Origin of the sequence: Methyloversatilis sp., assembly GCF_965284615.1 — a bacterium.
Lineage (GTDB): Bacteria > Pseudomonadota > Gammaproteobacteria > Burkholderiales > Rhodocyclaceae > Methyloversatilis.
Genome location: NZ_OZ260098.1, coordinates 3,013,071 through 3,025,709 on the forward strand (window position 1 = coordinate 3,013,071; position 12,639 = coordinate 3,025,709).

Consider the following 12,639-nt stretch of genomic DNA (forward strand, 5'->3'; position numbering starts at 1 on the left):
AGGAATGTTGGCGGCAACTCGGCAGGGCGGCTTCGCTCGCGTGTCCGCAACTCCGCACGCTCGTCGCGCCGTCCCGGCGCGCGCACGTGCCCGCTGTCGGACACACGAATCGATGGTCAACAGACCCTACCATGACGTGCAGGGTGCAACGGCTGCCCCAGATCAATCTTTAGTGCGGATGTTCTGGCGTCAGGTCGCCGCCAGCAATGCACGCGCCGCCGCCAGGGCGGCATCGTAGTCGAAGGCGGCAATGCAGCGCAGCAGGGTCGCGCCATCCGGCCCCAGCGCCTGCAGGACGGCCGCCGATTCGCGCGCCAGCGCGCCGGCACGGGTGTCGCCGCCTTCGAGCAGAGGCAGCAGGCGCTCGACCACCGCCCTCGCCTCGCCGGCACACGGCCGCGGCGGCGGTTCCGAAGCCGCGTCGCTGGCGCCGAGCCAGCGCAGCAGCAGCGTGTAGAAGGCCTCCGGCTCGACCGGCTTGGCGATGAAGTCGTCCAGTCCTGCCGCCGCACAGGCCACGCGGTCGTCGGCAAAGGCGTTGGCGGTGACAGCGACGATGGGCACATGCGCCCAGCCTGGAAGCGCGCGCAGACGACGTGTGGCGTCGGTGCCGTTCATGCGCGGCATCTGCAGATCCATCAGCACCAGGTCGTAGCGCTGTCCGGCCGCGTGCTCCAGCGCCTCGACACCGTCGGCGGCGACGTCGGCCTGCAGGCCGGCATCGCGCAGCAGCGCCAGCAACACCTCGCGGTTGATGTCGTGGTCTTCGACCAGCAGGATGCGTTTGCGGCCGAAATCCCGCTCCAGGCGCGCCCGCGCGTTGACCACGAACGGCGCCACCGGGTCGGCCATGTCGGCCACCACGCCGAGGCGGGCGGTGAACCAGAAACGGCTGCCGCGCCCAGGCTCGCTGCTGGCACCGGCATCGCCGCCCATCAGGCGCGCCAATCGGCGTGTGATCGACAGCCCCAGTCCGCTACCGCCGTACTTGCGCGTGGTCGATGCATCGGCCTGCTCGAAGACGCTGAACAGGCGGGCGAGATCGTGCGCCTCGATGCCGATGCCGGTGTCGCTGACCACGAAGCGCAGCAGCACGCTGTCGTCGCCACGCTCGACCACCGCAACGCTCAGCGTGACGCTGCCCTGCTCAGTGAACTTGACCGCATTGCTGAGGTAGTTCAGCAGGGCCTGGCGCAAACGGGTGACGTCGCCGCGCAGCGTCGCCGGCACGCCTTCGTCCGTCTGCACGCGCAGGGCCAGGCCGCGTTCCTCGGCGCGCTCGATCATCATCGAGCGCACCTGTTCGAGCAGCGCATCGAGGCGGAAGGCGGCCGATTCGAGCACCAGCTTCTCGGCCTCGACGCGCGAAAGGTCGAGCACGTCGTCGATGATGTGTCGCAGGTGACTGGCCGCCGTGCCGATCTTCCGAGCGTGCTCGCTCTGTGATGCATCAAGCGGCGATTTCGACAGCAGATGCGTCAGTCCGATGATGGCGTTCATCGGCGTACGCATCTCATGGCTCATGTTGGCAAGAAACTGGCTCTTCGAGCGGTTGGCCGCCTCGGCCGCCTCCTTCGCGACCGCCAGTTCGGCGGTGCGCAACTGCACCTGCTCCTCCAGATGGGTGCGGTGGCGGCTCAGTTCGAGCTCCATCCGCCGGCGTTCGGTAATATCCTGCACGGTGCCGCGCAGACGCACCACGCGCCCGTTCTCGGTCACCGGCGTGCCGAGCACGCGCACCCATTTCTGGCGGCCGGTGCGGGTGTACATCTGCGCCTCGATATCCCACGGTTCGCCCCGCTCGACCGCGCCGTCGATGACCGCCTCGATACGCAGCCGGTCCTGCTCGCGGAAAAACTGCAGCGCGCTGGCCAGCGTATCGACCGACGCCGTATCGGCCTCGTGGATGCGCGCCACCTCGTCGGTGGCGCTCAGGCGGCCGCTTTCGAGATCGACCGCCCAGGCGCCGATGTGCGCCAGCTCACCGATCTGGCGCAGCAGCGTCTCGCGCTCTTCCTGCGCCTGTACGGCCGCCACCCGCTCGCTCAGGTCGGCAAGTACGCAGTGCGTGCGCTCGAAGTAGCCCCGTGCATCGAGTTGCACGCGCCCGACCAGCCAGACGACGACCGCGTGGCCGTCGCGATGCTGCAGGCGCAGTTCGGTCTGGATGCGCTCGTCGCGCTTGAAACGCTCGAAGGTGGCCGCGAAATCCGCACGCTCAGCCGGCATCCAGAGATCGCCGAAGGCGCGCCCCAGCAGTTCGCCCTCGCGATAGCCGAGCAGCGCACACAGCATGGGATTGACGTGGATGAAACGGCCCTGCGCGTCGAGCGACTGATAGGCCACCGGGAAATGCTCGAACAGGGTGCGGAAGCGCTCCTCGCTGTCGCGCAGCGCACGCTCGGCGTTGAGCCGTTCGGTGATGTCGCGCGCCACCCCGTAGAGGCCGATCACGTGCCCGCCGGCATCGCGCAGCGGGCCCTTGGTGCTGAGGAAGATGCGTTCGCCGTCGGCGGTCGGCAGGTGCTCTTCGAAGCGCACCACCTGCCCGCCGGACATGACGATGCGGTCGTTGTCCATCGTGCGGCGCGCCACCTCGGGCGCCAGCAGCTCGGCGTCGGTGCGGCCGAGCATGGATGTCTCGGGAATGCCGAGCAGGCGCACGACTTCCGGATTGCTGACCAGGTAGCGCCCCTCGCTGTCCTTGGCAAACACCGGGTCGGACGAACTTCGGACAATCGCATCGAGCAGCGATTCGGCGCGCGCGCGAGCCGTCAGCGACACGTTCTCGCGCTCGAGCGCGTCGAGGGCGCGGCCGGTCAGGCGGCGCATCAGCAGATAGAGCGCGCCGGCGGTGACGGCAACGAAGGCCCAGCCCTTGAAGGTGCTGGCCAGCGCAAAGCGCTTCGGATCGTCAGTCAGCGCAAGCAGCAGTTCATCGGACAGCAGTATCCACAGCGAGGCGATGCCGGTGTACGCGAGCACCGTCATCCGCATGCCCCAGATCGCGTCGCTGCGCGCCTGTGCCGATGGCGACGCGGCGGACGACTCAGGTCGGGTCGGCATGGCGCCTCGCGATGTCGATGAAATCGGAATAACGCTCGATGAACACGTTGACCACGTCCGGATCGAAGTGCGTGCCCCGTCGCTCGACGATGTGGGCGCGCACCTCGTCAGCCGGGAATGGCGACTTGTACACGCGGCGCGACATCATCGCATCGAACACGTCGGCCACCGTCATCAGCCGCGCCGCCAGCGGGATCGCCTCGCCGGCCAGCCCGTCCGGGTAGCCGCTGCCGTCCCAGTGTTCGTGATGCCAGTGCGCGATGTCGCGCGCCAGGGCGAGGAAGGCGGCCGGCTTGACCTCGTCGCGCTCGGCGAACTCGATGGCACGCGCGCCCATTTCGGCGTGGGTCTTCATCACCGCCCACTCGTCGGCGTCGAGCTTGCCGCGCTTTTGCAGGATGTGGTCCGGAATGCCGACCTTGCCGATGTCGTGCAGCGGCGCCGAACGGGTGAGCAGGTCGATCCAGGCCGGGGTCAGCACCGGCGCGAAGCGCGGGTCGTCGGCCAGCGCCTCGGCCAGCACGCGCACATAGGCCTGGGTGCGGCGGATGTGGCGTCCGGTCTCGTGGTCGCGCGTTTCGGCCAGATTGGCCAGCGCCCGGATGCTCACCGCCTGGATCTGCTCGTTCTCTTCCATGCGCCGGCTGACTTCGGCCTCCAGACAGGCGTTGTGGTCGCGCATCAGGTCGCGCGCAAGCTTGGCCTGCAGGTGGGTGCGCACGCGCGCCAGCAGTACGGCCGGCTTGATCGGCTTCGAGATGTAATCGGCCGCCCCCATGGCCAGCCCTGCTTCCTCGTCGCCGGCTTCGGTCAGCGCCGTGACGAAGATGACCGGAATGTCGCAGGTCGCGGGATCGTTCTGCAGACGCTCGAGAACCGTGTAACCGTCCATGCCGGGCATCATCACGTCGAGCAGGATGAGCGACGGCGCATCACGATCGCTTGCCAGCCGCAGCGCGGCGACGCCGTTCTTCGCCGCCTTCACGCGATATCCGGCGGTTCGCAGCAGGCCGTCGAGCACCTCAAGGTTTTCCGACATGTCGTTGACGATCAGGATCGTCGTGCTTGCTGGGTCCAGTCTTCGGTGCAAGGTAGTGATATCCGCTTACGCTTTGTAACAAGCGGAGACTGCACCGGTTGGGTGCGGCCGACAATATCCTCGCGCGCAAACAGACCGGAAAAGCTGGAATTTTTACAGTCTGCCGGCACTGGCGAACCTCCGCCGGCAGACCGAACGCAGCCGGGCGCTCAGTCGGCGGGCGGCTTCAGTGCGAAACTGAGGGTGGCGAAGTGCTCGACCTGATCCAGCTTGCCGTCGGCATCGCCGCGCGCAAGGTATTCGGCGCGGATCACGTTGAGTCCCTGGTTGCGCACCACGACGGTCGCCAGGCCATCGGCACCGGTCCGCACCGAAGCGCCGTCCGGATCGTTGACCAGATCCGGCCACACCTCGACGCCGGGCAGCGGCCGCCCCTCGTACAGCACGCGTACCGTCAGCACATCGCCGCGGTGTTGCGGAAAGCGCTTGCCGACCGGCACGATCTGGAAGGCCATGCCGGCCACCGGCTGCAATTCACCGGCCGGTTCCGCCAGCAGGTAGGTGCCGTACTTCAGGTAGCGGCCGGTGACGGTTGCGCCGGGCACCGTTCCCTTCGTGCCGGCCGTCCACTTGCCGGAGGGCAGGCGCGACCAGTGGCCGTTGTCCATCGTCGCCGCCAGCACGGTGGCCGCGGTGTCGGCACTGACGAACAGCATGGGCTCGGCCGGCACGGTACGCACCGCCACCGGACGACCGGCGGCATCGAAAGCCTGCAGCGCCGTGATGCGGTCTCGGCGGCTGAACACCTCGACGTCCTCGGCGCCCTCGCCATAGACCAGCGCCAGCCGCCCGGCGCGCTGGGCGAACCAGATGCCGTGCGCCCAGCTGGGCGTTGTCATGGCCACCAGAAGCAGCGCCGCCGTGATGCGGAATGCCTTCATCGTGCTCACCCCGCGCTCAGAAATCGACGGTGGCCGACAGCAGCAGCGTGCGCGGCGCACCCTGCACCAGGCTGCCGTACTGCGACACGCCAGCCCAGTAGTTGCGATCGAAGGCATTGCGCAACTGGGCGCGGAAGACGGTGGCGCGGCCGGCGACCGTGGTGCGGTAGCGCGCACCGACATCGACGGTGGTCCAGTTCGGTACGCGCAGCGTGTTGGCGCGGTCAACGTACTGGCTGCCGGTGTGCACCACGTTGCCGGTCAGCGTGACGCCGGGCAGGAAGGTTGCGTCCCACTCGGCGCCGAGGTTGGCCATCAAGGACGGCACGCCGACGGCGGTACGGCCCAGCGTGGCGGCCGAATTGGTCTGCGTCAGGTCGGCGTCGAGCAGCGTCACGCCGCCGAGCAGACGCAGGCCGGGTGCGGCTTCGCCGGACAACGCCAGTTCGACGCCGCGATTGCGCTGTTCGCCATCGACCGCGAACACGGTGCCGGTCAGCTGGCCGCTCGGCTTGGTGATCTGGAAGGCGCTCAGTGTGGCGATGACGCCGCCGATCTCCGCCTTCACGCCCACTTCGTTCTGCCGCGCCTTGTACGGTGCGAACACTTCGCCGGCATTGCTGGCCGACGGCGGCGCGATGTCGCCGCGGCTCAGACCCTGGATGTGGTTGGCGTACAGCGCCACCCGCTGCCACGGCTTGACGACGATGCCGACCAGCGGCGTCAGCGCACTTTCGTCGTAGGCGGTCGTCAGCGCGCCGTTCAGCGGATTGAAGTTGTCGGTTTCCACCCGCTGGCGGCGCACGCCCAGCGTGAGCTGCAGGCGCTCGTCGTACATCGACAGCGTGTCGGACAGCGCGACGCCGCTCAGTTCGGTGTCCGACACGCGCGGCACGTCGCCCGCCAGCTGCACGTCCTGCGCCGGGCTGTTGAAGGGCGCGTACAGATTGGACAGCACCGCGGTGCCGTTGGCCGAAATGCGCCCGAGACGGTCACGATAGGTGCTGACCTGCGCGCTCACCGCGTGCCGCACCGGCCCGGTTTCGAAGCGCGCGCGCAGGCCTGCTTCGGCGGTGCTGCGGTTGACGTCGAAGCGGAAGCGCTGCGGCACCGTGCTGGTGTCGCCGGCGGCATTCAGCACGGTCGGGTTGCCGAACAGGCGATCGACCCGGGTGCGTCCGCCGCCGACGCTGGCGAACAGCGTGAGCTGTTCGCTCGCCGCGTACTCGACGCGCGCCAGCACCGACTGGTCCTCGGTTTCGAAACGCTCCCAGCGCTGCGACACGTTGCGCCGACCGTCCGGTGCCGACGGCACGGCCACGCCAGCGCCGAGGAAAGGACGGCGCGACGGCGCGTCGATGTCTTCCCGCTGATCGACGATATCCAGCGTGGCGCGCAGCCTGTCGCCGCTGTAGTCGAGCGCCAGCGCGCCCACCGTGGCCGCGCGCGACTGCTTGTCGATGCCGGTGTCGCCGTCGCGCACGCTGCCGTTGAAGCGCAGACCGAGGCGACGATCCGGACCGAAGCGGCGGCTCAGGTCGAGGTGGCCGCCGTACTGCGCATTCGGCGACGCGCTCGCGGTGAAGCGCGTGAGGTCGTCGGCGCCGGCCCGCTTGGGCACGATATTGATGGTGCCGCCCACGCTGCTGGCCGGCGACATGCCGTAGAGCAACGCGGTCGGCCCCTTGATCACCTCGACGCGCTCGGCGTAATCAACCAGCACGCGGTAGTTCGGCGCCACGCCATGCACGCCGTCGAAGGCGATCTCGCCCGCGTTCTGGTCGCCGATCGGGAAGCCGCGGATGAAGAAGGTGTCGAGGATGTCGCCCGGATGCCCGGAAATGCGGATCGACGGGTCGTTGCCGACGACGTCGGCCACGCTGAGCGCCTGCCTGTCTTCGATCATGCCGACGCTGTAGCTGCTGACGCTGAACGGCGCGTCCATCACGTCGGCGTTGCCCAGCATGCCCAGGCGACCACCGCGCGCCATCTGGCCGCCGGCCTGCAGGGCTGGCAGCGGATGCAGGGATTCGGCGTCGGCGCGCACCCGCACGGCATCGAGCACCGGCACTTCGGCGTTCGCCGACGGACGCGGTGCGGTACTCCGGCGCACGGTGTAGCCGCCTTCGCCACGCGCGACTGCCTCGAAGCCGGTGTCGGCGAGCAGTGCCCGCAACGCGGCGTCAGCGGTGTAATCGCCCTCCAGCCCGCGCGAACGCACGCCGGCCAGCTGCTCCGCCTCGTAGGACACATTGATGCCGGCGATGCGCGCATAGCGGTCGAGCGCCGTGGCGAGCGGTCCGGCGGGCAGGCTGAAATGCAGCACGCCGGCCGCAGCCGGCGCCGCGGCCTCCTGTGCCTGCGCCAACTGCGGCAGCGCGGTGGTCGTCAGGGTCAGACCCAGCAGGGCGATGCGCAGCGCGGCGGAAAGGGCTGTCAGCGGCGGAAGCGGACGCGCAGGCAAGGCCGGCACGGAGGAAGGAGTGTTCATGGCTTATTTCAGGTCCGGTTGGAAGAGCAGCCCCGAAACGGGCGCCTTCACTGCAGAGGCCGGACCAGACGGCGGATCCCCTCACTTCACCGGAAAATTTCTTGCGCGGCCGTGCTCAACCCGCCTGATCGGGCTCGACGATGACCCAGTAGCGGGTGCGGTAGCGAACGCTGACCGGCTGCACCTGCATCAGGAAGCGCAGCGCGCGGTCGGTGTCACGCACGTGAAACACGCCGGACACGCGCCAGTCCGCGATCCGCGGATCGCAGACGATGCGGCCGCTGCGATAGCGCGACAGTTCGTCCAGCAGGTCGGCCAGCCGCATGTCGCGGCCGGTGATGACGCCCTCAGTCCACGCATCGTCATCCGCATCCGCCACGACCGGCGGCGAGATGCCGGCCGGGCCGAGCAGACCGCGTTCGCCGCTGTGGATCACGACCGTCGCCCCGCCCTCGGCTGGATGCACCTCGACTGCGCCGTCCTGCACGCTGACCCGCACCTCAGAGTGCTCGAGCCGTAGGACGAAACGGGTGCCCAGCGCGCGCAGCGTGCCGAAGGGCGTGCTGACCCAGAACGGGCGCTTCGCGGCAGCGCCCGCGTCGTCGCCGGTGGTGATCATGATTTCGCCACGATGCAGCACCAGCACGCGGCGCTGGTCGGAGAAATCGCTGCTGATGGCACTGTCGGTATTCAGCATCACCACGCTGCCGTCGGCCAGACGCAGCGTGCGCTGTTCGCCCACCGCCGTGCTCGCGTCGGCCAGCAGACGCTGCCAGGGCATGGTTTCGCGCACCGCCCATCCGCTCGCCAGCGCCACACCGGACAGCGACAGCACACGCAAGGCGCGCCGCCGGCCGGCCGTGGCCCCGCGGCGCCCCGCCTCGGCGGCCTGCAGTACGTCCTGCGCCAGCCTTGCCGGCAGGCCGGAGAAGCCGCTACGCAGCGCCGCCACCCTGCCCCACGCCTGCGCGTGGCGCGGGTCGGCGTCGAGCCAGCGCGCGAAAGCCTGCTGCGCTGCAGGCGTCGCTGCGTTGTAGTCCAGCCGCACCGACCAGGCGATCGCCGCATCGACGATGTCGTCCGGCAGGCGCTCGCCGGCCGTGGCAGTGAGGGCTTTGCTCACGACTCGAAGCGCATCGCGTAGCAGTGACGCAGCGCGCGGGCGACATAGCGCTCGGCGGTGGCCAGCGACACACCGAGCCGGCTGGCGATCTGCGGGCAGCTGAGGCCTTCGAGCTGCGCCCACAGGAAAGCGGTACGCACCTGCGGCTTCAGGCTGTCGAGCATGCGGTCGATCTCGATCAGCGTCTCCAGCACCAGCAGCCTGTTTTCCGGCGACGGCGCTTCGGCTTCCGGCAGCACGGCCAGCGTATCGAGCCAGGCGCGTTCGAGGGCGCGCCGGCGCCAGTGGTCAATCACCAGACCGCGCGCGATGGTGGACAGATAGGCGCGTGGCTCGTGCGGGCGCAGCGGCTGCTGCCGCGTCAGCACGCGGATGAACACGTCCTGCGCGATGTCAGCCGCTTCCATCGCGTCGCCCAGCTTGCGGCGCAGCCAGCCCTGCAGCCAACCGTGATGACCCCGGTAGAGATCCTCCGCCTCCCGCTGCAGCTCACATTCGACAGTCCGCACAGCGCACTCCCCTCGCGCCCGGTCCGCTGCTGCGGACAGGCATCAATGCAATTGATAATTGTTCGCATTGTAGAGAGGGAGGGCGCGGGCGGCAATCGCGAGCGAACGGCAACGCGCAAAAAAGAAAACCCCGGGACAGGCCCGGGGTTCGTCGTGGTTTCTGGCAGTGCAGCGGTGCGGAATCACTCCCACTCGATCGTCGCCGGCGGCTTGCCCGAGATGTCGTAGACCACCCTATTGATGCCGCGCACCTCGTTGATGATGCGGTTGCTGACGCGGCCGAGCAGGCTGTGCGGCAGTTCGGCCCAGTGGGCGGTCATGAAGTCCTGGGTCTGCACCGCGCGCAGCGCGACGACCCATTCGTAGGTGCGGCCGTCGCCCATCACGCCGACCGATTTCACCGGCAGGAAGACGGCGAAGGCCTGGCTGGTCAGGTCGTACCAGCTCTTGCCGGTCTGCGGGTCGATGGTGGCGCGCAGTTCCTCGATGAAGATGGCGTCGGCGCGGCGCAGCAGGTCGGCGTACTCGGCGTGGATTTCGCCGAGGATGCGCACGCCCAGACCGGGGCCCGGGAAGGGGTGGCGGTACACCATGTCGCGCGGCAGGCCGAGGGCCACACCCAGCTCGCGCACTTCGTCCTTGAACAGTTCGCGCAGCGGTTCCAGCAGCTTGAGGCCCAGCTGTTCCGGCAGGCCGCCGACGTTGTGGTGGCTCTTGATCGTCGTGGCCTTCTTGCTCTTGGCGCCGCCGGACTCGATCACGTCCGGGTAGATGGTGCCCTGGGCGAGGAAGGTCGCGCCCTTGTGGCCCTGCCCGCCCGCCTTCAGCTTGGCGGCTTCCGCCTTGAACACCTCGACGAATTCGCGGCCGATGATCTTGCGCTTGGCTTCCGGGTCGGACACGCCCTTCAGGTGACCGAGGAACTGGTCAGCGGCATCGACGTGGATCACCCGCGCATGCAGACGGCCGGCGAACATCTCCATCACCATCTGCCCCTCGTTCAGGCGCAGCAGGCCGTGGTCAACGAACACGCAGGTGAGCTGGTCGCCGATGGCGCGATGGATCAGCGCCGCGGCCACCGACGAATCGACACCGCCCGACAGGCCGAGGATGACCTCTTCGTCACCCACCTGTTCGCGGATGCGTTCGACCGCTTCGGCGATGTAGTCGCCCATGATCCAGTCGCCCTGGCAGCCGCACACGTCGAGCACGAAGCGGCGCAGCAGGTCGGCGCCGCGCGCCGTATGAGTGACTTCCGGGTGGAACTGCACGCCGTAGAAGCGGCGGGCTTCGTCGGCCATGCCGGCGATCGGACAGCTGTCAGTCGACGCCATCACGACGAAGCCCGGCGGCAGTTCGGTCACCTTGTCGCCGTGACTCATCCACACCTTGAGCATGCCGTGGCCCTGCGCGGTGCGGAAATCCTCGATGCCTTCGAGCAGCTTCGTATGGCCGCGCGCGCGCACCTCGGCGTAGCCGAATTCGCGCACCGTCCCCGCCTCAACCTTGCCACCCAGCTGCTGCGCCATGGTCTGCATGCCGTAGCAGATGCCCAGCACCGGCACATCCAGTTCGAACACCGCCTGCGGCGCGCGATCGGTCGATTCCTCGTAGGCCGACATGTGACTGCCGGACAGGATGACGCCCTGCGCGCCGAAGCCGCGCACGAAGTCGTCGCTCACGTCACACGGATGGATTTCGCAATACACGTGCGCCTCGCGCACGCGGCGCGCGATGAGCTGGGTGACCTGGGAGCCGAAATCGAGGATGAGGATCTTGTTGTGCATGGCAGATCGGATGCAAGACTTAAGAGACAAGATTCAAGAAAAAGCGCGGCGGGTCAAAAGACCCGCCGCGGGACTGGGAACAGGCTGCTGCAAGACCCCTTGGATCTTGCAGCTTGAACCTTGAATCTCAATCAACGTGATAGTTCGGCGCTTCCTTGGTGATCTGCACGTCGTGCACGTGCGACTCGCGGATGCCGGCCGAGGTGATCTCGACGAACTGCGCCTTCGAGCGCATTTCGTCCACCGTGGCGCAGCCGCAGTAACCCATCGATGCGCGCAGGCCGCCCATCAGCTGGGTGATCACATTCACCACCGGACCCTTGTAGGGCACGCGGCCTTCGACGCCTTCCGGCACCAGCTTGTCGGCGTTCGACGCCGGATCCTGGAAGTAGCGGTCGGCGGCGCCCTGCTGCATCGCGCCGAGCGAACCCATGCCGCGGTAGGACTTGTAGGAACGGCCTTGGAACAGTTCGATCTCGCCCGGTGCCTCTTCGGTACCGGCGAGCAGACCGCCCAGCATGACGGCGTTGGCGCCGGCGGCGACCGCCTTGGCGATGTCTCCCGAGTAACGGATGCCGCCGTCGGCGATCATCGGCACGTCGGTCGATGCGAGCGCGGTGGCGACGTTATCAATGGCGGTGATCTGCGGCACGCCGACACCGGCGACGATGCGGGTGGTGCAGATCGAACCGGGACCGATGCCCACCTTGACACCGTCGGCGCCGGCATCGACCAGCGCGCGGGCGGCGTCGGCGGTGGCGATGTTGCCGCCGATCACGTCGATGTGCGGGAAGGTGCGCTTGACCCAGCTGACGCGTTCGAGCACGCCCTGCGAATGGCCGTGCGCGGTGTTGACGACGATGACGTCAACGCCGGCTTCGGCCAGCGCGGCGGCGCGGTCTTCGGTGCCTTCACCGACACCGATCGCGGCGCCGACACGCAGACGGCCGTGCGCGTCCTTGGCGGCCAGCGGGTGTTCGGTCAACTTCAGCATGTCCTTGACCGTGATCAGGCCACGCAGCGTGTCGTTCTCGCCCAGCACCAGCACCCGTTCGAGGCGGTTCTTGTGCATCAGCGAGCGCGCTTCGTCGAGCGACGCGCCTTCGCGCACGAACACGACGCGCTCGCGCGGCGTCATGATGCGCGAGACCGGCTGGTCGAGATTGGTTTCGAAACGGAGGTCGCGGTTGGTCACGATGCCGACCACGCGCTCACCGTCGAGCACCGGGAAACCGGAAATGCGGTGACTGCGTGTCAACCCGTGCAGCTCGCGAACCGTCATGTCGGGAGAGATGGTGATCGGGTCCTTCAGGACGCCGGCTTCGAAACGCTTCACCTTGGCTACTTCGGCGGCCTGCTGCTTGGCGGTGAGGTTCTTGTGGATGATCGCGAGGCCGCCTTCCTGGGCCAGCGCGATGGCCAGCCGGGCTTCGCTGACGGTGTCCATTGCGGCGGACAGCAGCGGAAGATTGACGCGGATGTTGCGGGAGATACGGGTACTGAGACTGACGTCGCGCGGCAGCACATTGGAGTGCGCCGGCACGAGGAGCACGTCGTCGAAGGTCAGCGCCTTCTGGATAACACGCATGACTACTTTCCCAACTAGCAAAAACGTATTATACGCCGGTCAACGCAGCCGTCTGCACCCGGCCCTGAAAGCCGCGCCAGAAGGCGCTCAATCGA

The 12,639-nt window shown here is 68.2% G+C and carries 8 protein-coding genes; all 8 read right to left on the reverse strand.

Features of this window, described 5'->3' with window-relative positions; translation table 11 throughout:
- Window positions 1–189: 189 nt before the first annotated feature.
- On the reverse strand, window positions 190–3,066 hold the full coding sequence (locus ACQ66H_RS14305; RefSeq protein ID WP_430434571.1) for a PAS domain S-box protein: 2,877 nt from the start codon (window positions 3,064–3,066) through the stop codon (window positions 190–192).
- A complete protein-coding gene (locus ACQ66H_RS14310) occupies window positions 3,050–4,156 on the reverse strand; it encodes an HD-GYP domain-containing protein (RefSeq protein WP_430434572.1) in 1,107 nt (368 codons plus the stop codon). The genes ACQ66H_RS14305 and ACQ66H_RS14310 overlap by 17 nt, the downstream gene beginning before the upstream one ends.
- 158 nt (window positions 4,157–4,314) lie before the next feature.
- The gene (locus tag ACQ66H_RS14315) at window positions 4,315–5,046 is read right to left on the reverse strand and encodes a DUF4198 domain-containing protein (protein WP_430434573.1); all 732 of its coding nucleotides are present in this window, start codon (window positions 5,044–5,046) and stop codon (window positions 4,315–4,317) included.
- 16 nt (window positions 5,047–5,062) lie between these two features.
- Window positions 5,063–7,537 carry a TonB-dependent receptor gene (locus ACQ66H_RS14320; protein WP_430434574.1) on the reverse strand — a complete coding sequence of 825 codons (2,475 nt, stop codon included), beginning with the start codon at window positions 7,535–7,537 and terminating at the stop codon, window positions 5,063–5,065.
- A 115-nt stretch (window positions 7,538–7,652) separates the two neighbouring features.
- Window positions 7,653–8,660, reverse strand: coding sequence for a FecR domain-containing protein (locus ACQ66H_RS14325; protein WP_430434575.1), 1,008 nt, complete (start codon window positions 8,658–8,660; stop codon window positions 7,653–7,655).
- On the reverse strand, window positions 8,657–9,169 hold the full coding sequence (locus ACQ66H_RS14330; protein ID WP_430434576.1) for a sigma-70 family RNA polymerase sigma factor: 513 nt from the start codon (window positions 9,167–9,169) through the stop codon (window positions 8,657–8,659). The genes ACQ66H_RS14325 and ACQ66H_RS14330 overlap by 4 nt, the downstream gene beginning before the upstream one ends.
- Before the next feature lie 182 nt (window positions 9,170–9,351).
- Window positions 9,352–10,956, reverse strand: a complete 1,605-nt coding sequence (guaA, locus tag ACQ66H_RS14335; RefSeq protein ID WP_430434577.1) for a glutamine-hydrolyzing GMP synthase — start codon at window positions 10,954–10,956, stop codon at window positions 9,352–9,354.
- A 127-nt stretch (window positions 10,957–11,083) separates the two neighbouring features.
- Window positions 11,084–12,544 carry an IMP dehydrogenase gene (guaB, locus tag ACQ66H_RS14340; RefSeq protein WP_430434578.1) on the reverse strand — a complete coding sequence of 487 codons (1,461 nt, stop codon included), beginning with the start codon at window positions 12,542–12,544 and terminating at the stop codon, window positions 11,084–11,086.
- Window positions 12,545–12,639 lie beyond the last annotated feature (95 nt).

Coding starts and splice junctions, on each gene's coding strand:
- ACQ66H_RS14305 (WP_430434571.1), bottom strand. CDS start 3,066: ATGCCGACCCGACCTGAGTCGTCCGCCGCGTCGCCATCGGCACAGGCG.
- guaA (WP_430434577.1), bottom strand. CDS start 10,956: ATGCACAACAAGATCCTCATCCTCGATTTCGGCTCCCAGGTCACCCAG.
- ACQ66H_RS14320 (WP_430434574.1), bottom strand. CDS start 7,537: ATGAACACTCCTTCCTCCGTGCCGGCCTTGCCTGCGCGTCCGCTTCCG.
- guaB (WP_430434578.1), bottom strand. CDS start 12,544: ATGCGTGTTATCCAGAAGGCGCTGACCTTCGACGACGTGCTCCTCGTG.
- ACQ66H_RS14315 (WP_430434573.1), bottom strand. CDS start 5,046: ATGAAGGCATTCCGCATCACGGCGGCGCTGCTTCTGGTGGCCATGACA.